The following is a 23954-nucleotide window of genomic DNA, read 5'->3' on the forward strand; positions in this document are numbered from 1 at the left end:
TTATGGGCATGAGAAACGGGGAAGCTGGAACGGGTTGCGGATGCTGTTCGGGGCAAACTCCAGCGTGACCTGATGTCCGTCGACGTTGAAGGTCGCCTGACGGCTCAGGCTACCCGCGCCAGGGCTGGTGCGCGCCTTGTCGAAAAAGCGGTTGAGCGCCCAGGAACCGTTAGTTACCAGCGTTGCGGTGCTGCCATTGGCCAGACCGAGCTGCATACGCACCTGGTTCGTCCCGCCCGGCCCCGGCCAGTTCATGATCTGCACCGCCTGCGGACCGTGGCTGTAGCGCAGCAGCTGGCCGTCCACGTCCAGCGTCAGGTTCAGAATGGTGTTGTCCATCCGCACGGTGCGCACCGTGACCTTAAAGGATGGCGTGGTCGCGCCGTTGGCAAAGAAGGCATCGCGGACAGACTGCGCCTGCTGGAACGGACGCAGCAGCCCTTCACTGCCCGGCAGCGTTTTACCGTCGATGCCCGGCATAAAGCGCCAGTTCGCCTGGGTGGTGTCCACCTTGTTGGTCAGGTTGTCGCGGAAAAAGGTGTCCATCAGTCCGGTGCCCGGCGCGAACATGCGGGCGAGATCGTCCGGCGTCACCTCGGTGCTGGCGCTGCGCACCAGCGGGTAACGCCCGGCAATCGCCTGACGGCAGAACCCGCCCACTTCCACGTTGATGCGCTTACGCACGTTCTCCAGATCGCGACGCTGGGTATCGCTGCTTGCGCCCACGGCCATATTACTGAACATGGTTTGCAGCCCGCCCGGCAGACGGCCCGCGCTGGCTTGCAGGCGGCTGATGGCATCGCCGCCCGGCGCGGGCATACCGCTGTTTGCTGCATCCTGAACGGCTGTCAGGTAGCGATAAAGCTCGTCAACCTGCTTGAGAAAATCATCAAAGACGATGGTCTTACCGCCCTTCTCCAGCGGCTGCGCCAGCTCAATCATCGGCGCATAGTGGTCGGTCACCAGTTGCTCAGGCGCCTGCGTCACAACCGCGCCCTGCGTCGGGGCATTGTCACCGTTGCTGAACAGCGCTTCCAGCGTACGGGTGGCGCGGTTGCTTTGGTCTTCCGCTTTCTGCGCATCTTCCGGGGCAGGCGCAGTGCGCGACAGGGTCAGCACCTTGCTCAGGTTAAGTACCAGACGGCGCAGCGGCGAGTTGGTGCCTGAAAGCAGGCGCGCGGTGTTGATGCGCTGGGAAAGATCGGCGCTGTTGTTGAGCTGTATGTCCGCGAGAAAGCGATCCCAGTTGACGATAAAGTCGCGCATGTAGAGCTGGCGCACGGCGTTATCGATCTGCTGTTTATCTTCCTGGGCAGCGGTTGCTCCCAGCACCCAGGCATCATCTTCGTGCAGGGCGGTGGTCACGCTGTCGATCTGGTCGTTGAAGCTCTTCCAGTAGCCGTCCGGCGTATAGAGCCCCGGCACGCCCTCACTCACCGGCTTGCCGCTCTTACGGGAAAACACCAGCTCGCTCTGCGGGCCGCCGAGATCTGAAAGCGAAACCGGCTTCAGGTTCTCATCATGCTCCAGCAGACGTTTCAGGCGGCCATATACGCGGGTGGAGAGCGGCTGCTGGTTGATGAGCGCCCTTTCACGGGCCACCAGATCCTCATCCTGCGCATACGGTGAAGCCTGAATTTTTGGCTCCAGCAGCTGGGTCAGGTGCCATTCCAGCTCCTGAAGCTGCGCCTGCGTCACGTTCTGCGGCAGGTTGCGTTGCAGGTTGAGCATTACCCACGAGTGCAGGAATTTACCGTCATAGTGCTTCGGCTGGTAGAGCATCTGATAGGCTTTCAGCGCCTCATAGCTGTATTCCACGTCGCTGCCGTTGTCGTTGCGCAGCCAGGTGGTAATGTGCATCGCCACGGCAGGCAGCAGCATCTGATCCAGCGCCTTCTGATACAGAGACTGCGAGGCATCGCTGACGTCATCCCCGCGATAAAGCCCCATGCGGCGGGAAACCGGCGGGTCGTTAACGTCGAAGGCATCGCTTTTCGGCAGATCCACCAGGCTGTTAAGCAGCGGCAGAAGCGCAAACAGATCGCGCTGGGGCTGGTTTTGCAGCGCCTTGCTCTGCTGCTCCAGCATCGGCACTTTTGCGTCCACTTCTTCCAGATAGGCTTTATTTTTAGCGTAGCTGGTCAGCCACAGGCCACCCAGGATCACCAGCAGAGCCAGCAGCGCCGCGTAGCCGGACCACATCACGACGCGGTTGCGAAGCTCCCACCAGCGGTTTTCCCCGGCGATACCCGCTTCCTGGAAAATCACGTTTTGCAGCAGGTTCTTAATGAAGAAGCTTTGACCCTTCGCGCCCGGTATCGGCGCCTCTTTGCTCACCGAATCCCAGCGCGTGCTTTCCTCCCCTTCAGGTAAGGAGAGCGCGCGGTTCAGCTCGCCCATCACGCGGTCAAACGGCATCCCTTCCTGGGTGCCGCTGGCGAAGTAGATGCCGCGCGGCGAAAATTCGGTTTCGAAGTTTGAGCGGGCAAAGACCGTGCTCAGGTAGTCTGCCAGCAGCGGACGCAGCGCGGCGAACTCCTGCGGGAAGAGATAGGCTTCCGCACGGGTTTTGGCGTCATGCTCTTTGAGCATGGTTTCCGGAAGGCCCGCATCCAGACGCTGTTGCAGCAGGGAAAATTCCTGCTGGAAGTTGCCCATAAGATCGTAATCGGCGTGTTTGGTCTGCTCCCACGGCAGCGTAAAGCCCCAGATCTGGTCGCGCTGGGCTTTGTCGTAATCCGCAAACCAGGCGCGGAAGCCTTTAAGCAGGTCCGCTTTGGTCACCATCACATAAACCGGGAAGCGAATACCCAGCTGTTCATGCAGCTCGGAGAGACGCTGGCGCAGGTTGACCGCCTGCTGCCGGGAGGCCTCAGCGGACTGCGAAAGCAGGTCGGAAATACTGATAGTAATAATCACGCCGTTGATGGGCTGGCGACGACGGTATTTGCGCAGCAGGTTGATAAATTCCAGCCACTCCCCGGCGTCCTGAACCTGCTCGCTCTCCTGAGTGGTGTAGCGCCCCGCGGTATCTAGCAGAACCGCCTCGTTGGTAAACCACCAGTCACAGTTGCGCGTTCCGCCAATGCCGCGCAGCGCGGTTTTACCGAAGCGATCCGCCAGCGGGAATTGCAGCCCGGAGTTGGCCAGCGCGGTGGTTTTACCGGAACCCGGCGCGCCAATAATGACGTACCACGGCAGCTGATAGAGGTATTGCGTGCTGAAGCGCTGCGTCCACTGTGCGCCATGTCCCGCTTTGCTGAAGTGGGCTTTTTTCAGCATCTGGGCGGCTTCATCGAAACGCCCGGCAAGGATCTGCTCCTCGCTGTTCAGACGTTTCTGCGGATCGGCCGCCTCCGGGCTGGTGGTATTTTCGTTGAGCTTGTCCATCAGCTTACGGTTCAGCCAGGCGTTATACAGCCGCGGCAGAATGTGGCTCTGGGCCCAAATCAGGTAGACCACCGCAATGCTGATGACGCGGTTCTGCTCTGATTCAAGCGGGCGGGTATCCACGATGGACAACAGCGGGCCAATCATCCAGATGACCGCCGCGAGCGCCGTTACGCCCAGGAAGCTCCACAGAATGCGATTGGTCAGTATAGAAAGTAGAGTAGTCAGCATCCTTAGTTTCCTTGCGGCAATCCGTTCAGCTCGGCCTGGGTATTGTCAGGCGATACCAGCAGCGTTATTTCCACGCGGCGGTTACGGGCGCGATTTTCAGGCGTGGTGTTTGGCGCTACCGGGTTGATCTCGCCCCGCCCTTCGGCTTTGACGCGCTCAGGCTGCGAGAGGCTGCCCTGGAGCTGTTTTTGCACCGAACGGGCGCGCTCAAGCGAGAGTTCATAGTTAGAGGCGAAGCGTGCGCTGCGGATCGGCACGTTGTCGCTGTACCCCACCACCAGAATCTTGCCGCTGACGTTATTCATCGCCTGGGCGATGCGGTCGATGACCGGCTCATAGCGATCGCGCACCACCGTTGAGGCCGAGGCAAAGAGTCCGTCCCCTTTCAGGATCACCACGCTGCGATCCGCCTCATCCTTAACAGCCACCAGACCGGCATCAATTTCCGGTTTCAGGAAGCCGCGCAGGTTCAGCACCGCCGGCAGCTGACGCGCAGGCTGCTGGATCGTGGTTTCCGGCAGTTGAGACTGGTAAATTTTCGCCAGCACCGGGCTGGTGTTATCACCCAGACGCCAGTTCAGCACGATATAAAACAGGCAGGCGATAAAGCCGACCAGCGCCACGCACGCCCAGAGAGGGATCATCGGCCGCCAGAGCTTGCGCAGAACGGGGCGATCTTCCGGGTGCGGCGAGAGCGGCGGCGGATAGCTGCCGCGCACGCCACGGATCATCTGCCACAGGCGCTGTTTGATGGTTTCAAGCTGGGTCCGGCCATTGTCCAGCACGCGGTAGCGGCCTTCAAAGCCGAGCAGCAGACAGTAGTTGATCATCTCCAGCAGCAGAATGTGTTCGCGCGGATTCTGCGACAGACGCGCCAGCAGCTGGAAAAACTTCTCGCCGCCCCAGGTTTCGTTATGAAACGTCACCAGCAGACCATTGCTTGACCAGACGCCGCTGCTTCCCCAGGGGGTCAGCGCGGCGGCTTCGTCCAGCGCCGTGCAGAGGCAGTAGCGCGCGCCGACAATCACTTCATACGGTAAGCCCGCCTGCTGGCATCGCACCTCGAAACGGCGAATTTCGTCAATCAGGCGCTGGCGCAGCCCGACCTGATCGTCGTGGGAAACCGAATGACGGATTTGCGGAATCGCATTGAGCAGCGGATTGGCGGCCGCCACCAGCTGATTGTTCCCACTGGCTCCGGTAAACACGGCATCACTGCCGGTATCCTGTCGTTCCTGCATATTAAGCGCTCGCTTTATTATTCTGTCGGGCTACGGATGGCCCAGAACTCCATATCGAGACCCGGGAATTCCCCTGCGAGATGCAGCGCGAATGCCCCGGACTTGTCCATCTCGTGCCACAGTTCGCTGCCCCTCTCGAGTTCGAAATAGCTGTAGCCTGCATGCCACGGGATCTGCGGCGGCGCGACGGGCATTGCCCGAAGCATGATGCCCGGCAGCTGAAGCTGAACCAGATCGCGGATTTTCGAGACTGGCGCAACCTTCATCTGGGCAGGAAAATGGGTTTGCAGGTGTTCGCCGGGGACATTGGCTTTTACCGCCAGCACGAAGCCAAATTCGCGGACCATGCTGGTCTCCGGCACGGTGGCGATGTTCAGACCGTGGGAGCGTTCGTGCAGCGGCAGCTGGATGGCATGATCTTCCATCACCAGCGACAGTCCCTGACGCAGCATCAGCATCAGTTTGCTGAAGCAAACGGCGAGATCGTCATGGTCGTATACCGGCAGTATGCTCTCTGCGGTACGCTGCGGCGTCCAGGTGGCGAGCTCCGTGGCAAACGGCAGCCAGCTGCGCCAGAGCGCTTCCGGATGAAGCAGCGGCAGCGTTTTTAAATGTGAGACATCGCCAAGGTGGCGGTTGATCAGCGAGAGAAGCGTGAACTCAACCATCTCAGACGTATTGAAACGCCCCGGCTGGCGCAGGCGGCCGCCGATCTGCTGGCTACGCTGCACCAGCAAGCCGTGCAGGTCATTGATCATGCCGTACAGCTGCGGGCTGTTATTGGCGTTCAGCATTGGCGGGATGTAGCTGTTATCCAGCCGCACGTGGTTGTCGTTACGCTTTTCAGCGACGTACGCCACGCCGATGGCGGTCCATTCTGCCGTCAGATCTTTCTCCAGCATCAGGGTCAGACGCAGGCGGCCAAACTGAACCGTCGCCTCCCCGACCGACATCGCGTTGTCGTCTTCCACCTCTTGTTCAAAGGTAATAAAACGCGCCAGAGAAGACTGCTCCTCGCTGAAAATCACCTCTTCACGGCCACCGCGACGAACCGGCAGCGCAAGCACCACCTTTTCATTGGTGAGATTATCGGGGATTTTTAGCGGAGCCGGACCGTTGCGGTCGCTGCGCACCTGGAAAAAGGTGCCGTCAGGCAGCAAACCGCTACAGTAGCTGAGGGCAATACAGCCCTGGCGAAGCATCGCTTCATCCAGCTCAAGGTCGAGAAAGCCCCAGAGATACGAACGCTGCAAGGCCCCCCACTCACGAACGTGGTTGAGGAGGTAACTTTCTGTCCGCTGAAAATGGTGGGGACGCAGGAACATGCCCTCGGTCCAGACGACCTTTTCTGCTTTCGTCATGATGATCTCTTTCCTGTTATGAAGGGCGTTACTGGCTGATGACCCGGATACCATTTACGTCAAGGAAGACGCTGGCCTGGAGTTCATCTGCGGACCATTTCCAGAACTGGTAAATCGCGTTTTCGCCGGGAACAGGCAAAGGAAGTGAGACGCGCCATTTTTTGCCGTCCAGCGCCTGGTATTCCGCCATCACGCCGATATAACGCGCTTCCGGTGAGCTTTGCCCGCTCAGGGTTTTCGAAAGCTGGCCCGGCATCAGGAAGAACACATCGCTGTTCAGCAGATTCGCGCCAAGCGTGGCTGACGCGTTGTTCTGTAAGGAGTAGAAGTCACTGGACATGAAATCCGCATCGGATTTCAGCAGCAACACTCTGACCTTAAGCGGCGCAGAATCATTGATTTGAGGATGAGCCTGAAACTGAAGATTGTAGCGGGAGGGGTCGCTGTGTGAAGACGACGTACAACCACCGATCAGCGCGAAAATCAACGCAAAAAAAGGGAACCACATCCGATGAAAATTTTTATTATTCATAAAAATATGCTCGTGAAACCCGTTTAGTTCAGGATCCAGGTACCGTTCGCGCTGTCTTTGCAGGCTTTGCTGTTGCCATCGACATCGACACAGGTGGTTTTCTTACGCGCTTTCGGGCGCAGTGCCTGTTTACGCACGGTGGCTTCGTACTGGTCAGCCTTGATCACGGCACGCATCGGCACATAACCAATCAGCTGTTCACTCCCTTCATCGGCCAGCGCCATCCAGAAATGTTCAACCTGCCCCAGCACGACGTAAGTTTTGCCGGTCTCAAGCGTACGGATCACTTTTCCACCGTAGTCAGGACGGCTCATCAGGGATGCCGGGTACATGGCACGATACGGTTCATTCACTTGAGTGAACTCCGCCGGAGGGGTAACAGCGTGACGGTGCGTCAGCGTGATGCCATTCACCTGGCTGGTCACAATCGTATCATCGGTGATCGCTGGTTTTTGCGGCGCCTTACAGCCCGCCACCGCCATAACAAACAGAAGTGATAACAATACACGCAGTTTCATATGCTTTTCCGTAGCGATATTTAGAGGATGAAGAGAGGGGATAAAATTTGACTTAGGTGCTATTGTTAAAATAGTCGGGATATTTTCAGCAGGTAACTATTTTAAGGCATAGCTACCGCACGAACCCAACAGAAATGGGCCCAGCATGCTCCTGACATATTTTGACAAACGGTAGACAAGTTTACATGAGCTTGTCATCAATTCAATATTTCTTGCCTGCTTAATGGCGTTTAATGATACGCCCAATGCATTATAGGATTAATCTCATAAAAAATGCGCACTTAGCTGAAATCGTCTTTTTCTTAGACGAATTTCTAGCGTAACTGCATGAAAATTAATGGCTAAAAAGGCAAAAGAGAACCACTATCATTAACGTAACCCCTTATTATCGCCACTACCATAATTAGTAGAATTTCATTTTTTCTGTGCGCTGTGGGATATATCTGGGATATTTTCATTGTTGCATCTGGAAGATAACTTTTATTGGGTGCGTGCATCCCGCATTAACAAATGACGGTGAAGAAAATGGCAGGGAATTAATTTTGCGATCCGAAATAACCTACTCGAAATTATCCTCCGAGGTTATTTTTTGAGCCTTAATAATTAAGCATGGCTACATCTTTTTGTTCTCTTATTGTTCAGAACACTTCATTGCAGCCCATAAACTGGGGGTTTCAGCGGCAGTAACAGTAAACCTAACGCAAAAAGTTTTACCGTTACTACATATTTCTTTTACTTCTTTCCAACATCTGCCGTTCCACGCTTTCATCCGGCACGCCTCATTTGTCTCTGCGACGGTGTTTGTCTGCCGCTTGACTTATTTTGTGATAAAGGTACTTTTCAGGACATGAAGAAGATCCTGATTATCGTACCTGACGGTGGCATGTTGTTTGAGGCTGCCGGTATCGCCGACATTCTGATGCAGGCCAACCGGCTGCACCCGGACGGCCTGGCGCAGCCCCGCTACTGCATCATTATCGCCACCACCCAGCCTCACCTGGTGATCCACGGCCAGTCCGGCTTAAACCTGCTGGCGGACTATCGCCTGCCGGAGCTGGATCCGCGCGAGCCGCTGGATACGATCATCATTACCGGTCGTGGCATGAATGAACAGGAAAGCACCGCGGTGGTGGACTGGCTGCACCTGGCCGCGCCGCATGCGCGCCGCGTCGCCTCTGTCTGCGGCGGGGCCCTGCTGCTGGCACAGGCCGGACTGCTCGATGGGCGCCGGGCGACGACCCACTGGCGGCTGCTGGAAACCCTGAAAACCCGCTATCCTGCGGTCAACGTTGAGGGCGGCCCGCTCTATGTTCAGGATGGCCCCGTCTGGACGTCCGGCGGCGTCAGTTCCGGGTTTGATCTGACGCTGGCGCTGGTGGAGGATGATTACGGCTTCACCCTCGCCCGCAACGTGGCGCAGGATATGGTGATGTACCTGCGTCGGCCTGGCGGCCAGCTACAGTTCAGCCGCTATAAACTGGAGCAGTCCGGCGCGACCGGACCGGTTAGCGAACTGCAAAGCTGGATCCTGCAAAACCTCACCGCAGATTTGTGCGTCGAAAGGCTGGCCGAACGGGTCGCCATGAGTCCGCGCAATTTCACCCGCGTGTTCACGCGTGACGTCGGTGTACCTCCGGCCCGTTATGTCACCGAAGCGCGCCTGGCCGCCGCACGACAGCTTCTGGAGCAGACCTCGTATCCGCTTGAGGTCATTGCCGAAAAAAGCGGGTTTGGGACCAGCATCAACCTTCGCCGCGTTTTTGAAAAGCAGCTTCATCTCACGCCGGGCGAATATCGCCAGCGCTTCCACTGCCGCAGAATGGCGTAATCTGATCCTTTTTTGTCATTTACGCCATCCGACCTGACGCCTAAAGTCACTCCAGACAACACAGATAAGGAGTGCATCATGGTTAAGGTCGGTATTAACGGTTTCGGCCGTATCGGACGTAATGTTCTTCGCGCGGCGCTGGGCAACCCGGATCTCCAGATTGTGGCCATTAACGATCTGACGGACAGTAGAACCCTCGCCCATCTGCTGAAATATGACTCTCTGCTCGGCACGCTGCCGGTGCCCGTTGAAGCGGCGGACGGCGCGCTACAGGTTGACGGGCAACGCATCATCGTATTCAGTGAACGCGACCCGGCAAACATTGCGTGGAAAGACGCTGGCGTTGAGGTGGTAATCGAAGCCACCGGCTTCTTCACCGAACGTGAAAAAGCGGCGGTGCATATCACGAGCGGCGGCGCAAAACGCGTCATTATTTCCGCCCCGGCTAAAAATGATGATCTGACGGTGGTAATGGGCGTGAACCACACGCTGTACGATCCGGCCCAGCATTTTGTGGTCAGCAACGGGAGTTGCACCACTAATGGTCTGGCGCCAGCGGCGCAGGTGCTGCACCAGCAGTTTGGCATTGAACACGGGCTGATGAACACCACGCATGCCTACACCAACAGCCAGGCGCTGCATGACCAGCCGGAAAAAGATCTGCGCGGCGCGCGCGCGGCAGCATTATCGATTGTGCCTTATTCCAGCGGCGCGGCAAAAGCGCTCGGGAAAGTGATCCCCGAACTTGACGGTAAACTCACCGGATATTCCCTGCGCGTACCGGTTCCGGTGGTGTCGATTGTCGATCTGACGGTGACGCTGAGCCGCAACGTGACCGCCGAAGAGGTGAATGACGCGTTCCGTCAGGCCGCCGTCAGCGGGCCGCTGAAAGGCATCCTGGGCTACAGCGATGAACCGCTGGTCTCCCGTGATTATCAGGGCGACCCGCGCTCATCCATCATCGACGGGCTTTCAACGCTGGTGATCGGCGGGAATATGGTGAAGATCCTGTCGTGGTATGACAACGAATGGGGCTTCTCGAACCGTCTGGTGGATCTGGCGGTGCTTATGGATAAAAAAGGGTTGTAGGGCTTAAGCCGGGTGGCTTGAAGCTTACCCGGCCATTCCGTGATGTGGTTAAAAATTAAGTAATCCACCCCTGGTGTTGTGAAAGCGCACCCGAATTATCCGGTTATGTGAAAAATGGGATATTCAACACGCGAAGTTAACGATATTCGTCTAAGGTTTTCAGGTAATTGACAACAGCGGTCACGCTGCTCAGTGAAGACAGGAGACGAACCGATGATAAGACCTCGCGCACGACGCCCCGCTTTTTTACCCCTTGCGTTGGCAGGCGCACTACTCGGTGTTACCGCATTTGGTTATGCTGAAGACCAGCCAACGAGCCAGCAAAGCTCACCTGATATTCTTCTTGGCCCCCTCTTTAATGACGTACAGAGCGCCAAACTGTTCCCGGATCAGAAAACCTTCGCGGATGCCGTTCCCAAAAGCGACCCGCTAATGATCCTGGCGGATTACCGGATGCAGCATACCCAGTCCGGTTTTGACCTGCGCCACTTCGTGGAGATGAATTTTATCCTGCCGAAGGAGGGTGAGAAATATGTTCCCCCTGAGGGCCAGAGCCTGCGCGAACACATAGACGATCTGTGGCCTGTTCTGACCCGCACCACCGACAAAGCGAACAAATGGGACTCCCTCCTGCCTCTGCCAAAACCCTATGTCGTGCCGGGAGGACGCTTCCGCGAAGTCTATTACTGGGACAGCTATTTCACCATGCTGGGGCTGGCCGAGAGCGGCCACTGGGATAAGATCGGCGACATGGTGGACAACTTCGCTTACGAGCTTGATACCTGGGGCCATATCCCTAACGGTAACCGCACCTACTACCTGAGCCGCTCTCAGCCGCCGTTCTTCTCGCTGATGGTGGAATTGCTGGCCACGCATGACAGCGACGCGTTAAAGAAATACCGTCCGCAGATGGAAAAAGAGTATGCCTACTGGATGGAGGGGGCTGATGGGCTCCAGCCTGGTCAGGCGAACAAACGCGTGGTGAAGTTGGATGATGGCGCGATCCTCAACCGCTACTGGGACGATCGGGACACGCCGCGCCCTGAGTCGTGGCTGGATGACGTCACCACCGCCAAAAATAACCCTAACCGTCCGGCCACCGAGATCTATCGCGATCTGCGCTCTGCCGCGGCCTCGGGCTGGGATTTCAGCTCCCGCTGGATGGACGATCCTCAGAAGCTGGATACCATCCGCACCACCAGCATCGTGCCGGTGGATCTGAATGCGCTGATGTTTAAGATGGAAAAACTGCTGGCCCGTGCCAGCCAGGAAGACGGGGATACCGCCAGCGCAAGTAAATATGACGCGCTGGCCTCCGCACGTCAGAAAGCCATGGAGAGCCACCTGTGGAACGATAAAGAGGGCTGGTATGCGGATTACGATCTGAAAACCAGGAAGGTGCGTAATCAGCTGACTGCCGCGGCCCTCTTCCCGCTGTATGTGAAGGCCGCATCACAGGATCGCGCCGATAAAGTGGCCGCAGCCGCATCGTCGCGCCTGCTGAAACCGGGCGGTATTTCTACCACCACCATCAACAGCGGGCAGCAGTGGGATGCGCCGAACGGCTGGGCGCCGTTGCAGTGGGTAGCGGTGGAAGGGTTGCAGAACTATGGTCAGCAGAAAGTGGCGATGGACGTGACCTGGCGTTTCCTGAAAAACGTTCAGCATACCTACGATCGCGAGAAGAAACTGGTTGAGAAGTACGATGTCTCTTCGACCGGTACCGGCGGTGGCGGCGGTGAGTATCCGTTGCAGGACGGTTTCGGCTGGAGTAACGGCGTGACGCTCAGGATGCTGGACATGGTCTGCCCGAAAGAGAAGCCATGCGACACCGTACCGGAGAATCAGCCTGCGGCAAACGATGATGTTGCACCTGCGAAACAGGCGGCGCAGTAGCGCCCCTCACCCTGACCCTCTCCCCAAAGGGGCGAGGGTCAGGTTCCGTGCAATATAGTGACCCGCTAGCGCCACCGGGCTTTTTTCAGAATCTGTAACTCGCCCCGACCTGGAAGGTGCGGTCGCGGCCTATCCAGCAGTTGGTCGCGTCATAGCAGGTGAGCGTCTCTTTGTTGGTGACGTTCTGCGCGCTCGCTTTCAGCGTCAGCCCCTCCAGCGATGGCGCCAGTTCGCCCATGCGGTAAGATGCCGCCAGATCGTACTGCGTCGTACCGCCCAGCTTGCCTGCGTCGTTGGCTGGCGAGATCTCCATCGGCCCGGTGTAGCGTGCGCCTCCCCCCAGCGTTACCCCTCTCAGCGGCGTGCTGTCGAAGGTGTAATCGCCCCACAGATTAAAGGCGTTCTCAGGGACCTGCGTCGGTCGTTTGCCCTGGTACTTGTCATCTTCGGTATTGATGGCGTGGGTGTAGGCATAGTTGGCAATCAGCGTCAGGTTATCCGTTGGACGACTCATAGCGGAAAGCTCCGCGCCTTTCGATTCCACTTCCCCGGTCTGGCGATAGTTGAGGTAGCCCGGATCGCTGGTCACCACATTTTTCTGACGAATGTTAAACACCGAGGCGGTGAAGGTGGTTGCGTATTCCGCCAGCAGGTATTTCACCCCACCCTCCACCTGCTTGCTGGTGGTGGGCTTAACGTCTTTCGCGGTCAGCGTGCCCTGCGGCGATACTGGGGCGAACCCTTCTGAATAGCTGATAAACGGCGAGAGTCCATTGTCGAAGGCATAAAGCGCGCCCAGTCGTTTGGTGAGGCGATCCTGCGATACCCAGGCTTTGTCACCGTTTTGCAGATAGTTAGTGGTGACGGAACGGTAGTCGTCATAGCGCAGGCTGGCCAGCACGTTCAGCCCGCCAAACGCAATCTGATCCTGGAGGTAATAGCCATTCTGCTGATAGCTGAGTCGGTTTTTCTGCGCGGTTTCAAGCCCCAGCGCATCGTTATCGATCTGCGAGTGATCCGGATGACGCATATCGATACCCGGGGTGGATGAGGCGTAACGATAATGGAAGTGAGAGTTCAGCTTCTGGTAGTCAAAGCCCGCCAGCAGATGATGTTTCCAGTCCCCCAGCGCGACGGTTCGGGTGACCTGGTTATCAATATTGAAGCTCTGCAAATCTTCATCCGTGGTATAGGCGAAGCGGTTATACTGGTAGACCTCGCTGCCCGTCCCGGTAGAATAGGCGCTGCGCTGGTGGGTGTCCACGTCAAAGTAGCGCGCTTTCTGGTTAAAGCCCCAGCCACTGTCAAACTCATGCTCAAAGCTGTATCCCAGCATCCACTGGCGCTGCTTAAAGCCGCTCCACTCATCCCCGGCATAGTCACGACGATCGGCGTATTTAGACCGCAGATAGCTTAGCGGCATCGGATCAGACGGCGTCAGGCTCGGCGTATTTTGCGCCAGCGCGTCAATGGTCAGGCGCGTTTTGTCATCAGGCTGCCAGGTCACGGAGGGGGCCACCAGATAGTTTTCATAGCGCGTGGTGTGCGCCTGTTCGTCACTTTCCGTCGCTTTGCCCAGCAGGCGATAGTTCCAGTCGCTGTTCGCGATCTGCCCCGTGGAGTCCAGGTATCCCTCTTTCAGATTGCGGTTTCCGGTATTAAAGCCCAGTTCCGTTTTCGCCTCTTTCTGCGGCTTTTTACTCTGAATATTGACCAGCCCGCCCGGTGAGCCGCCGCCATACAGCACGGATGACGGCCCCTTCAGGATATCGACGCTCTCAATCAGCAGCGGATCGATTCGCGCTTTGGTGTTCCCGGTGACGTTATAGGGAAGTTGCAGGCCGTTGTAGAACTCCTGATCGACGTTGAACCCGCGGATTTTGTACTCGCTCATGTAAGAGGTGCTCCCGCGCACCTCCGTGGAAACGCCCGGCGCATAGCGCAGGATCTCGTTTACCGAACTGGCGTGCCGCTGCTCAATCTCTTTAGCGGCAATGGTGTTGATCACCTGCGGCGTTTTACTTTCCGCGACGGCTGATTTCGTGGCGCTGTTGGTCCAGGCAGGAAGCGCGCTGCCCTGCTCTGTGCCTGTCACCACGATGGTGGATTCTTCTGCGAAAGCCTGTGTTTGCAATGCCAGCGTGACGGCGCCTGCCAACGCGCATAACGCAAAACGTGAAGTGCTCATAGTGTCGTCTTGTTATTAGATGGTATTGGGAACGGCAATTATTATCATTTCCATTAGCAAATCAATATCAGCGGAGAAAAACAGATCGTTTGTATTAAGTTTCATGCCCGCGTGCCGATAACCCAGGGACAGTCTGTCATCTATCGAGGAGCCATCTGGCGTGAGTAGCTACAGTGAGCAGTTCCTGAAACAAAATCCGCTGGCTGTATTAGGGGTGTTACGCGACCTGAAAAAAGGCGAGGTGCCGCTGCGCATCAACTGGTCAACCAGCCAGTTTATCAGCAAGATCCTGGACGTGACGGCAGAGCACCTGATCGTCGATCTGGGTAGCCAGAGCGATGAAAACCGTGCCGCGCTACAGGCAGAGAATCTCTCGGTGATGGCCGAAACGCAGGGGGCGAAAGTCGAGTTTGTGCTGCCTCGTCTGACCACGATCGCGTACCAGGGTTTGCCTGCGTTTATCGCTCCCCTGCCCGCTAACCTCTGGTTCGTGCAACGCCGGGAGTTTTTTCGCATCAGCGCTCCGCTTCACCCGGCCTATTTCTGTAAGGCAAAAATGCCGGACAAAAAAGAGATCCGCTTTCGTCTCTTCGACCTGTCGCTGGGCGGCATGGGCGCGTTAATGGATACGCCGAAGCCGGAAGGGCTGGTGGAAGGTATGCGTTTTAGTCAGATCGAGCTGGATATGGGCGGATGGGGACGCTTCTGGTTTGACGCCCAACTGATTGCCATCAGCGAGCGCAAGGTGGTGGACGGCAAAAACGAAACCATTACCACGCCGCGACTGAGCTTTCGCTTTCTGAATGTCGGGCCAGGCGCCGAGCGCGAACTACAGCGCATCATTTTTTCACTGGAGCGTGAAGCGCGGGAACGCGCGAACAAAGTGCGCTGAAAGGCGTCGGGCAGCGTGCTGCCGCCCGACAAAGGCGTTACATAGCGTCCATCGCTTTCTGGACTTTCCAGATATAACGTGGAGCCTGTGCTGACGGATGATTCTTCACAACGTGCTCGAAGAATTCATCTTTATCCATATCGTTAATCTCTTCTATCGCCTCTTTGCGATCGGATGAGAAGGTTCGGAGCAGCGCGCCGGCTCCGTTAACGTACGACACCACCAGTGCATATTGCATCACTTCCGGATCGTCAATCCCCTTCAGAATGCCATGCTCGAGAATGCTCAGGTAAGCGGTTCCCATAGAGATATTACGCTCCGGGTTTTTCAGCTCGCTGGTGGATGGCTGTCCCTTCCAGCCCATGTAGCGATAGACCTCTCTTCCCGCCGTCGAGGCTTTTAACTGCATCAGCCCCACCGCATTCGATTTACTCACCAGCGTCGGGTTGCCGCCGGACTCCACGGCAATGATCGCCGTGATCAGACGCGGGCTCACGCCCCAGGCCTTCCCGGCTTGTTCGCTGATCGGCATCCACTGCATGGCCCGCTTTACCGGCACTTCAGGGTTCCAGGGGGGATTTTGATAATCATGTTTTGAACTACAGCCAGCGAGCAGCACAATCAAAAAAGCAAACCATCTCAATTTCACGTCATCTATCCTTATAGCCGGTCATCGCGGTACGTCGCCCCTTGAAGCAGGCGGCGTATAAGCGGCATGATATAGACAATTAGATTCTCATTCAGCAAGGAATTGCCATGCCTCAGTTTCATCTCATCGCACCGTCAGGCTACTGCATCAATCAGGAGGCGGCACAGCGGGGCGTTCAACGCCTGCTGGAAATGGGCCATCAGGTAGAAAATCAGACAATTATCCCCCGCCGCATGCAGCGTTTTGCCGGTACGGAGGCGCAGAGACTGAGCGATATCAACAGCCTGGCGACGCTGGAAGGTGAAAACACCATTGTGCTGGCCGTGCGCGGCGGCTATGGCGCAAGCCGGCTGCTGGAGAGCATCGACTGGGCCGGGCTGGCCGCGCGCCAGCAGCAGGATCCGCTGTTAATCTGCGGACACAGCGATTTCACGGCGATCCAGCTCGGCCTGCTGGCGTTGCATAACGTCATTACCTTTAGCGGCCCGATGCTGGCCGGTAACTTTGGCGCGCCGGAGCTGGATGCGTTTACGCAGGACCATTTCTGGCGCGCCCTGCAAAACCCGACGTTCACCATCGAGTGGCAAGGCAATGGACCGCACTGGGAATGTGAAGGACAGCTGTGGGGCGGCAACCTCGCGATGCTGGTGTCGCTAATTGGTACGCCGTGGCTGCCGCAGATCACGGATGGCATACTGGTGCTGGAAGATATCAATGAACACCCGTTCCGTGTCGAACGCATGCTGTTGCAGCTGTATCACGCCGGGATCCTGGATCGGCAGTCGGCCATTGTGCTGGGCAGTTTTAGCGGTTCAGCCCCCAACGATTACGATGCGGGCTATTCCCTGGAGACGATGATTGATTTCATTCGTTCCCGCCTGGATATCCCGGTGATCGCTGGCCTGGATTTCGGCCATGAGCAGCAAACCGTTACGCTGCCGCTGGGCGCCCGGGCGCACCTTGTACACGATAATTCAGGCAGTCGGTTAACAATCAGCGGTCATCCGGTCTTAAAGGCATAAAAAAGCCGTTATTCCCCCTCAATAATACGCAGTTACCGTTGTTAATATGTTAGGGTTTTAATAACAGCGTTCACATTGAGGTGGGAGTAAGACGACATTGGGTGCCACAGCGATAATCAGTCTTTTCATTCTGGGTTCCATCCTGGTAACCTTCAGCATTTTATTAAGTTCATTTTCATCGCGCCTTGGCATACCTATTCTTGTCATTTTCCTGGCTATCGGCATGCTGGCGGGAGTCGACGGAATCGGCGGTATCCCCTTCGATAATTACCCTTTCGCCTATATGGTGAGTAACCTCGCGCTGGCGGTCATCCTGCTGGACGGCGGTATGCGCACCCAGGCAAGTTCGTTTCGCGTTGCCTTAGGCCCGGCGCTGTCTCTGGCGACCATCGGGGTGCTGATCACCTCCGGCCTGACCGGTATGATGGCGGCCTGGCTGTTTAACCTCGATATAATGGAAGGCCTGCTGATTGGCGCGATCGTCGGCTCGACCGATGCGGCAGCGGTTTTCTCGCTGCTCGGCGGCAAGGGGCTGAACGAACGTGTTGGCTCCACGCTGGAGATTGAATCCGGCAGTAACGATCCGATGGCGGTATTCCTGACCATCACTCTGATTGAGATGATCCAGCAGCACGAAACCGGCCTGAGCTGGATGTTCGCCTGGCACATCCTCCAGCAGTTTGGCCTGGGGATTATCATTGGTCTCGGCGGCGGTTACCTGTTACAGCAGACGATCAACCGTATTACGCTGCCTTCCGGCCTTTACCCGCTGCTGGCCCTGAGCGGCGGGATCCTGATCTTTGCCGTCACCACCGCGCTGGACGGCAGCGGTATTCTGGCGGTTTACCTTTGCGGTTTCCTGTTGGGCAACCGACCGATTCGCAACCGTCACGCCATTTTGCAGAACTTCGACGGTCTGGCCTGGCTGGCGCAGATTGCCATGTTCCTGGTGCTGGGCCTGCTGGTGACGCCGTCGGACCTGCTGCCTATCGCCGTACCGGCGCTGCTTTTGTCGGCCTGGATGATCTTCTTCGCCCGTCCGCTGTCGGTGTTTGCCGGGCTGCTACCGTTCCGCGGATTTAACCTGCGTGAGCGGATATTTATCAGTTGGGTGGGTCTGCGCGGCGCGGTGCCGATTATTCTGGCAGTGTTCCCGATGATGGCCGGGCTGGACAACGCCCGCCTGTTCTTTAACGTCGCCTTCTTCGTGGTGCTGGTGTCGCTGCTGTTCCAGGGGACGTCGCTGGGCTGGGCGGCGAAAAAAGCCAAAGTGGTGGTACCGCCCATTGGCTGGCCGGTCTCCCGCGTGGGGCTGGATATTCACCCTGAGAATCCCTGGGAACAGTTTGTCTACCAGCTAAGCGCCGATAAGTGGTGCGTGGGCGCGTCCCTGCGCGATCTGCATATGCCCGCTGAAACGCGCATTGCCGCCCTGTTCCGGGATAACGCCCTGCTTCACCCGACCGGCAGCACGCGGCTGCGTGAGAACGATATTCTCTGCGTGATTGGCCGCGAGCGCGACCTGCCTGCCCTCGGCAAGCTGTTCAGCCAGTCGCCCCCGGTGGCGCTGGATCAGCGTTTCTTCGGCGATTTTATCCTCGAAGCCAGCGCCCGCTTTGCGGATGTGGCGCTGATTTATGGCCTGGAAGGTGGACTGGAGAATCGCGATAACCAGCAAACACTGGGTGAAATTATTCAGCAATTATTAGGGGCTGCGCCGGTCGTCGGTGACCAGGTGGAGTTTGCCGGGATGATCTGGACGGTAGCCGAGAAAGAAGATAATGCGGTGCGCAAAGTCGGCGTAAGGCCGATGGAGGAAGAGGCGGAGTAGCTGCTTTTTTGCCGGGTGGCGCTAACGCTTACCCGACCTACTTTCGGGCTTTTGTAGGCCGGGTAAGGCGAAGCCGCCACCCGGCACATACACAAGTTACACCGTCACAACAGGCACTCTGGGTGCCAGCGCGCACATCAGCTCATACCCAACGGTGCCCGCCGCAGCGGCCACATCATCAATTTTAACTTCGTTGCCCCACAGCTCAACCGGTGACCCGATCCCCGCCTGGGGACACGGCGTTAAATCAATGGCCAGCATGTCCATTGAGACGGTGCCTACCGTGCCGGTGCGCACGCCATCGACCCACACCGGCGTGCCGCTCGGGGCGATGCGCGGATAACCATCTGCATAGCCCCCCGCCACGATACCGATACGCTGTTCGCCCGCTGCCCGATAACGGCTGCCATAGCCTACCGTATCGCCCGCTTTTAACGTCTGCACGCCGATAATCTCGCTTCGTAACGTCATCACCGGCTTCAGGCCGCTGTTGGCGATATCCTGCCACTGACCTGAGGGTGACGCGCCGTACAGAACGATCCCCGGACGCACCCAGTTGTAGTGCGCTTCAGGATGCCAGAGCGTTGCCGCTGAGTTCGACAGCGAGCGCGGACAGTCCAGCCCTTCTGCCGCCTGCTCAATGCGGACTATGGCATCGGCAATTCCGTCCGGCTTTTCCGCATCGGCGAAATGCGCCATCAGCGTCATCTCACCGACGTTTTTCAGCGCACGAAGCTGCTGCCAGACCGTGTGCACCCGTTCAGGCTGAAAGCCCAGACGGTTCATCCCGCTGTTCACTTTGAGATAGATATCCAGCGGGGCATGCAGCTTCGCGTCCTGAATCGCCTTGATCTGCCAGTTACTATGAACGCTGGTCGTCAGGCGGTACTTATCCAGCAGAGGCAGATCCTGCGCATGGAAGAATCCTTCCAGCAGCAGGATCGGTCCTTTCCAGCCGCGCTCGCGCAGCAGGATGGCCTCTTCCAGATTCAGCAGGGCAAAACCATCGGTGGCGCCGAGCGCACTCCAGATACGGTCGATACCATGACCGTAGGCGTTGGCTTTCACCACCGACCAGACACGAGAACCCGGCGCAGCACGGCGAACAATTTGCAGGTTATCCTTCAGCGCCTGCAAATCCAGCTGGGCCAGAATAGGACGGGACATTGTGACTCCTTAATTATGCGCGCCGTGCAGGTGTTGTGGACGCGATGGGGTAAACCCTGATTGATAGCGTGCGGCGCTCAAATCGTCAAACGGAATTGCCGGCGTCCGCCCGGAGATCAGGTCGCTCAGCAGCTGGCCCGAACCGCAGGCCATGGTCCAGCCAAGCGTACCGTGGCCGGTGTTGGTCCACAGATTTTTGTATGGCGTACGGCCCACAATCGGCGTGCCGTCCGGGGTCATTGGGCGCAGGCCGGTCCAGAACGTCGCCTGCTCAATGAAACCGCCGCGCGGGAAGAGATCGCCCACGACCATCTCCAGCGTTTCACGACGCGGTTTAAGCAGCTCAGTATTAAAGCCCACGATTTCCGCCATGCCGCCGACGCGGATCCGGTTATCGAAGCGGGTGATGGCGATTTTGTAGGTTTCATCAAGAATGGTCGAGACCGGCGCACCGCTGTCCTCTTTCACAGGAATGGTCAGGGAGTAGCCTTTCAGCGGATAGACCGGGATATCCAGGATCCCTTTCAGCATCGCGGTTGAGTAGGAGCCAAACGCCATCACGTAGGCATCGGCTTTGATTACCTCTTCCCCACACTTCACGCCGTAAATCTTCTCCCCTTCCGACAGCAGTTTGTCGACAGAAGTATTGAAGCGGAATTTCACCCCGGCCTGCTCACACATGCGCGCCAGACGCTGGGTGAAAAGCTGGCAGTCGCCGGTTTCATCGTTCGGTAAACGCAGACCGCCCGTCAGCTTGTGCGCGACCTCGGCAAGCGCTGGCTCCACCTGCGCCAGCTGGCTGGCTTCCAGCAGCTGATACGGTACGCCCGCATCTTCAAGCACGGCGATATCGCGGGTCGCGTTTTCGTACTGTTGCGCGGTACGGAACAGCTGAAGCGTGCCGCCCTGGCGTCCTTCATATTCAATGCCCGTTGAGGCACGCAGCGCCTTCAGGCAGTCGCGGCTGTATTCCGCCAGACGCACCATGCGCCCTTTGTTTTCCATATAGTGGCGGGTGTCGCAGTTGCGCAGCATCTGCCACATCCACTTAAGCTGGAACTGCGTGCCGTCGAGGCTGATCGCCAGCGGCGCATGTCGCTGAAACATCCATTTGATCGCCTTCAGCGGAACGCCCGGGGCCGCCCACGGCGCAGCGTAGCCCGGGGAGATTTGCCCCGCATTCGCCGCACTGGTTTCCAGCGCCGGACCGGATTCGCGATCGATAACGGTAACCTCATGTCCCGCCTGACTTAAATACCAGGCGCTGGTTACGCCAACGACACCACTTCCCAGTATGACAACACGCATAGCCACTCCATTATGAGCAAAAGAACAATCATCTAATTACAGATTGATAACCTAGTTGAAAATATTATTCAACATATGACTTTTTTATGGTGACTCAACTCACATATCCCGCTGTATCAGGGGATAGCGCTTATTTGGGATCTCCTGCTGCGCGTTATTTTTAACCAGTAGAAAATTCTGTGAGCACCGCTTTTTTTGCCGTATCGAAAACGTGAAATCGCAAAGAAAAAATTTCTGCGCCCCGCGTATTTGAATGGGGTGATCTATGCTTGAAAGGAGGCTCTCCAGTCAGAGAGAGCGACCAACAACGAGGGCGCGCTAATGGCTACACTAGATTCCATGTCCAGGGACAGCACCCGTCTGAGCGATGGACCCGACTGGACCTTCGAGTTGCTGGATGTCTACCTGGCGGAGATCGACCGGGTGGCCAAACTCTATCGTCTGGATACCTACCCCCATCAGATTGAAGTCATCACCTCGGAACAGATGATGGACGCTTACTCCAGCGTCGGGATGCCGATTAACTATCCGCACTGGTCGTTTGGTAAAAAATTCATTGAGACAGAGCGGCTGTATAAGCACGGGCAGCAGGGATTGGCGTATGAAATCGTCATTAACTCTAACCCGTGTATTGCCTATCTGATGGAGGAGAACACCATTACCATGCAGGCGCTGGTGATGGCGCACGCCTGCTATGGACATAACTCGTTCTTCAAAAATAACTATCTGTTCCGCAGCTGGACGGACGCCAGCTCCATCGTTGATTACCTCATCTTCGCCCGTAACTACATTACCGACTGCGAAGAGCGCTACGGCGTGGACGAAGTGGAGAAACTGCTGGACTCCTGCCACGCGCTGATGAACTACGGCGTTGACCGCTATAAGCGTCCGCAGAAGATCTCCTTGCAGGAGGAGAAAGCCCGGCAGAAGAGCCGCGAGGAGTATCTGCAAAGCCAGGTGAATATGCTGTGGCGTACCCTGCCAAAACGTGAGGAGGAGAAAACCGTCGCCGAGGCGCGTCGCTACCCTTCCGAGCCGCAGGAAAACCTGCTCTACTTTATGGAGAAAAACGCCCCGCTGCTGGAGCCGTGGCAGCGTGAGATCCTGCGCATCGTGCGCAAGGTGAGCCAGTATTTCTATCCGCAGAAGCAGACCCAGGTCATGAACGAAGGCTGGGCGACCTTCTGGCACTACACCATTCTGAACCACCTGTATGACGAGGGAAAAGTCTCTGAACGGTTTATGATGGAGTTCCTGCACAGCCACACCAACGTGGTGTTCCAGCCGGCATATAACAGCCCGTGGTACAGCGGTATTAACCCGTACGCGCTCGGCTTTGCCATGTTCCAGGATATCAAGCGTATTTGTCAGTCGCCCACCGAAGAGGACAAATACTGGTTCCCGGATATTGCCGGTTCCGACTGGCTGGAAACGCTGCACTTCGCGATGCGTGATTTTAAGGATGAGAGCTTTATCAGCCAGTTCATGTCGCCGAAGATCATGCGTGATTTCCGCTTCTTCACCGTACTGGATGATGACCGCAACAACTTCCTGGAGATCTCCGCGATCCACAACGAAGAGGGCTATCGCGAGATCCGCTCGCGCCTGTCGTCCCAGTACAACCTGAGTAATCTTGAGCCGAACATTCAGGTCTGGAACGTGGATCTGCGCGGCGATCGCTCTCTGACGTTGCGCTATATTCCGCACAACCGCGCGCCGCTGGATAAGGGGCGTAAGGAAGTGCTGAAGCATGTGCATCGCCTGTGGGGATTTGACGTCTTGCTGGAACAGCAGAACGAAGATGGCAGCGTGGAGCTGCTGGAGCGGTGTCCGGCGCGGTTGAATACGCTGTAGTGGGATTTTTTGCCCGGTGGCGCTACGCTTACCGGGCCTACGGGAACTGTAGGCCGGCTCAGGCGAAGCCGCCACCCGGCGAAAAAAAACCTCTCAATCGAGAGGTTTTTTTTTTACCGGCCCTGAATCGCTAAATCACCCGGCAGCGTTTTCTGCATCCGGTGCCAGATTTCACCGGAGTCGTGGCCGTAACGACGCACGGTTTCATAGACCTGATCGTGCAGCCCTTCGGTGCAGAGTTTGCTCAGTTTATGATAGAAGCCAAGCGCCAGACTGCGGGCTTCAGGGTTAGCAAAGTAGTGACGACCAATGCGCGTATATAACCCTTTCATCCCATTCAGGATCAGACCGTAAACCGGATTGCCGGAAGCAAACGCCAGACCACGGAACACGTTGTAATCCAGGGTCGCAAAGGCATCCGCGTGGTCTTCCACCTCATTGGCGGTAGCAAGTACCTTCAGCGCATCTTCAGGGTGCTGGCGAAACGCGGTGCGGATGAAAATGGTGGCGATGTTGGTGCGCACGGAAAGCAGATTATCAATCAGCTGCGGTACGCTTTCGTGATCGAGACGCGCCAGCGTTTCAAGAATGTTCAGCCCGGACGTTTCCCAGAAGTTATTCACTTTAGTGGGTTTGCCATGCTGTATCGTCAACCAGCCATCGCGCGCCAGACGCTGGAGCACTTCTCGCAGCGTGGTACGGGTGACGCCAATCAGTTCAGAGAGTTCGCGTTCAGCAGGTAGAATTGATCCCGCAGGGAAACGATTATTCCAGATGCTTTCAATGATGTACTCTTCCGCGAAACCCGCCGGGCTCTGCGCCTTAATGACCATAGTGAGATTTCCATTACACAGCTTTAGCAAATTGCACTCATCATACCAGAGGCGTGCAGAGGCAGATAGCGCAGCAGAGACAGAAAAGAGGGATCGCCGTTTCATTTTTATGAAATTTACAAAT

General features: G+C 57.1%; 16 protein-coding genes and 2 pseudogenes. 7 read left to right on the top strand and 11 right to left on the bottom strand.

Translation table 11 applies throughout. The annotated features are described in order from the left end of the window. From tssM to DD597_RS14440, 5 genes are read right to left on the bottom strand one after another with little or no spacing between them, the layout of a single operon-like run. Positions 1-3621, bottom strand: a complete 3621-nt coding sequence (tssM, locus tag DD597_RS14420; protein WP_129256331.1) for a type VI secretion system membrane subunit TssM — start codon at positions 3619-3621, stop codon at positions 1-3. A 2-nt stretch (positions 3622-3623) separates the two neighbouring features. Next, complete coding sequence (locus DD597_RS14425) at positions 3624-4862, bottom strand: DotU family type VI secretion system protein (protein WP_003859963.1); 1239 nt, start codon at positions 4860-4862, stop codon at positions 3624-3626. 17 nt (positions 4863-4879) lie between these two features. Then, positions 4880-6223, bottom strand: coding sequence for a type VI secretion system baseplate subunit TssK (gene tssK / locus DD597_RS14430; RefSeq protein ID WP_022651416.1), 1344 nt, complete (start codon positions 6221-6223; stop codon positions 4880-4882). A gap of 28 nt (positions 6224-6251) precedes the next feature. Continuing rightward, positions 6252-6755: a type VI secretion system lipoprotein TssJ gene (gene tssJ / locus DD597_RS14435; protein ID WP_015570327.1), complete on the bottom strand. Its 504-nt coding sequence runs from the start codon at positions 6753-6755 to the stop codon at positions 6252-6254. Between the two features lie 23 nt (positions 6756-6778). Further along, positions 6779-7273 carry a hypothetical protein gene (locus tag DD597_RS14440; RefSeq protein ID WP_006810964.1) on the bottom strand — a complete coding sequence of 165 codons (495 nt, stop codon included), beginning with the start codon at positions 7271-7273 and terminating at the stop codon, positions 6779-6781. A gap of 847 nt (positions 7274-8120) precedes the next feature. Between DD597_RS14440 and DD597_RS14445 the strand changes: the two genes are divergently transcribed. From DD597_RS14445 to DD597_RS14455, 3 genes are all read left to right on the top strand, one after another. After that, positions 8121-9101, top strand: a complete 981-nt coding sequence (locus DD597_RS14445; protein ID WP_023314314.1) for a GlxA family transcriptional regulator — start codon at positions 8121-8123, stop codon at positions 9099-9101. 78 nt (positions 9102-9179) lie between these two features. After that, positions 9180-10190 carry a type I glyceraldehyde-3-phosphate dehydrogenase gene (gene gap / locus DD597_RS14450; protein WP_032609486.1) on the top strand — a complete coding sequence of 337 codons (1011 nt, stop codon included), beginning with the start codon at positions 9180-9182 and terminating at the stop codon, positions 10188-10190. Between the two features lie 213 nt (positions 10191-10403). Next, complete coding sequence (locus DD597_RS14455; RefSeq protein ID WP_022651419.1) at positions 10404-12086, top strand: alpha,alpha-trehalase; 1683 nt, start codon at positions 10404-10406, stop codon at positions 12084-12086. A gap of 85 nt (positions 12087-12171) precedes the next feature. On the opposite strand, the gene DD597_RS14460 is transcribed toward DD597_RS14455, so the two are convergent. Continuing rightward, positions 12172-14274, bottom strand: a complete 2103-nt coding sequence (locus DD597_RS14460) for a TonB-dependent siderophore receptor (RefSeq protein ID WP_129256332.1) — start codon at positions 14272-14274, stop codon at positions 12172-12174. A 160-nt stretch (positions 14275-14434) separates the two neighbouring features. On the opposite strand from DD597_RS14460, the gene DD597_RS14465 reads away from it, so the two are divergent. After that, positions 14435-15166 carry a flagellar brake protein gene (locus DD597_RS14465; RefSeq protein WP_023314318.1) on the top strand — a complete coding sequence of 244 codons (732 nt, stop codon included), beginning with the start codon at positions 14435-14437 and terminating at the stop codon, positions 15164-15166. A gap of 37 nt (positions 15167-15203) precedes the next feature. Here the strand turns inward: DD597_RS14465 and emtA are convergent, their stop codons facing one another. Continuing rightward, positions 15204-15815: a membrane-bound lytic murein transglycosylase EmtA gene (gene emtA / locus DD597_RS14470; RefSeq protein ID WP_017384310.1), complete on the bottom strand. Its 612-nt coding sequence runs from the start codon at positions 15813-15815 to the stop codon at positions 15204-15206. Positions 15816-15922: 107 nt separating this feature from the next. Between emtA and ldcA the strand changes: the two genes are divergently transcribed. Together ldcA and DD597_RS14480 are read left to right on the top strand one after the other, a co-directional pair. After that, a complete protein-coding gene (ldcA, locus tag DD597_RS14475) occupies positions 15923-16837 on the top strand; it encodes a muramoyltetrapeptide carboxypeptidase (protein WP_023324854.1) in 915 nt (304 codons plus the stop codon). A gap of 97 nt (positions 16838-16934) precedes the next feature. Then, positions 16935-18602, top strand: a pseudogene (locus tag DD597_RS14480) (potassium/proton antiporter); the annotation flags it as partial. Here DD597_RS14480 and DD597_RS25170 read toward each other — a convergent pair. The 3 genes and pseudogenes from DD597_RS25170 to DD597_RS14490 all read right to left on the bottom strand — a co-directional run. Further along, positions 18555-18659 (bottom strand): annotated as a pseudogene (locus tag DD597_RS25170) (hypothetical protein); the annotation flags it as partial. The pseudogenes DD597_RS14480 and DD597_RS25170 overlap by 48 nt on opposite strands. A gap of 105 nt (positions 18660-18764) precedes the next feature. Further along, complete coding sequence (gene dadX, locus DD597_RS14485) at positions 18765-19835, bottom strand: catabolic alanine racemase DadX (RefSeq protein WP_032658963.1); 1071 nt, start codon at positions 19833-19835, stop codon at positions 18765-18767. Between the two features lie 9 nt (positions 19836-19844). Then, positions 19845-21143, bottom strand: coding sequence for a D-amino acid dehydrogenase (locus tag DD597_RS14490; protein WP_015570317.1), 1299 nt, complete (start codon positions 21141-21143; stop codon positions 19845-19847). A gap of 321 nt (positions 21144-21464) precedes the next feature. On the opposite strand from DD597_RS14490, the gene DD597_RS14495 reads away from it, so the two are divergent. Further along, the gene (locus DD597_RS14495) at positions 21465-22997 is read left to right on the top strand and encodes a SpoVR family protein (RefSeq protein WP_022651425.1); all 1533 of its coding nucleotides are present in this window, start codon (positions 21465-21467) and stop codon (positions 22995-22997) included. A 113-nt stretch (positions 22998-23110) separates the two neighbouring features. Here DD597_RS14495 and fadR read toward each other — a convergent pair whose 3' ends face one another. Beyond that, entirely contained in the window at positions 23111-23830 is a 720-nt protein-coding gene (fadR, locus tag DD597_RS14505; protein ID WP_003859951.1) for a fatty acid metabolism transcriptional regulator FadR, read from the bottom strand. Between the last annotated feature and the right edge of the window lie 124 nt (positions 23831-23954).

The organism is Enterobacter cloacae complex sp. 677-3DZ2D5B (assembly GCF_004136695.1).
Classification (GTDB): domain Bacteria; phylum Pseudomonadota; class Gammaproteobacteria; order Enterobacterales; family Enterobacteriaceae; genus Enterobacter; species Enterobacter hormaechei_C.

What these genes read in the sequence shown, in the direction of transcription:
- tssM (WP_129256331.1), bottom strand. Translation starts at nt 3,621, where the DNA reads ATGCTGACTACTCTACTTTCTATACTGACCAATCGCATTCTGTGGAGC.
- DD597_RS14425 (WP_003859963.1), bottom strand. Translation starts at nt 4,862, where the DNA reads ATGCAGGAACGACAGGATACCGGCAGTGATGCCGTGTTTACCGGAGCC.
- tssK (WP_022651416.1), bottom strand. Translation starts at nt 6,223, where the DNA reads ATGACGAAAGCAGAAAAGGTCGTCTGGACCGAGGGCATGTTCCTGCGT.
- tssJ (WP_015570327.1), bottom strand. Translation starts at nt 6,755, where the DNA reads ATGAATAATAAAAATTTTCATCGGATGTGGTTCCCTTTTTTTGCGTTG.
- DD597_RS14440 (WP_006810964.1), bottom strand. Translation starts at nt 7,273, where the DNA reads ATGAAACTGCGTGTATTGTTATCACTTCTGTTTGTTATGGCGGTGGCG.
- DD597_RS14445 (WP_023314314.1), top strand. Translation starts at nt 8,121, where the DNA reads ATGAAGAAGATCCTGATTATCGTACCTGACGGTGGCATGTTGTTTGAG.
- gap (WP_032609486.1), top strand. Translation starts at nt 9,180, where the DNA reads ATGGTTAAGGTCGGTATTAACGGTTTCGGCCGTATCGGACGTAATGTT.
- DD597_RS14455 (WP_022651419.1), top strand. Translation starts at nt 10,404, where the DNA reads ATGATAAGACCTCGCGCACGACGCCCCGCTTTTTTACCCCTTGCGTTG.
- DD597_RS14460 (WP_129256332.1), bottom strand. Translation starts at nt 14,274, where the DNA reads ATGAGCACTTCACGTTTTGCGTTATGCGCGTTGGCAGGCGCCGTCACG.
- ldcA (WP_023324854.1), top strand. Translation starts at nt 15,923, where the DNA reads ATGCCTCAGTTTCATCTCATCGCACCGTCAGGCTACTGCATCAATCAG.
- dadX (WP_032658963.1), bottom strand. Translation starts at nt 19,835, where the DNA reads ATGTCCCGTCCTATTCTGGCCCAGCTGGATTTGCAGGCGCTGAAGGAT.
- DD597_RS14490 (WP_015570317.1), bottom strand. Translation starts at nt 21,143, where the DNA reads ATGCGTGTTGTCATACTGGGAAGTGGTGTCGTTGGCGTAACCAGCGCC.
- DD597_RS14495 (WP_022651425.1), top strand. Translation starts at nt 21,465, where the DNA reads ATGGCTACACTAGATTCCATGTCCAGGGACAGCACCCGTCTGAGCGAT.
- fadR (WP_003859951.1), bottom strand. Translation starts at nt 23,830, where the DNA reads ATGGTCATTAAGGCGCAGAGCCCGGCGGGTTTCGCGGAAGAGTACATC.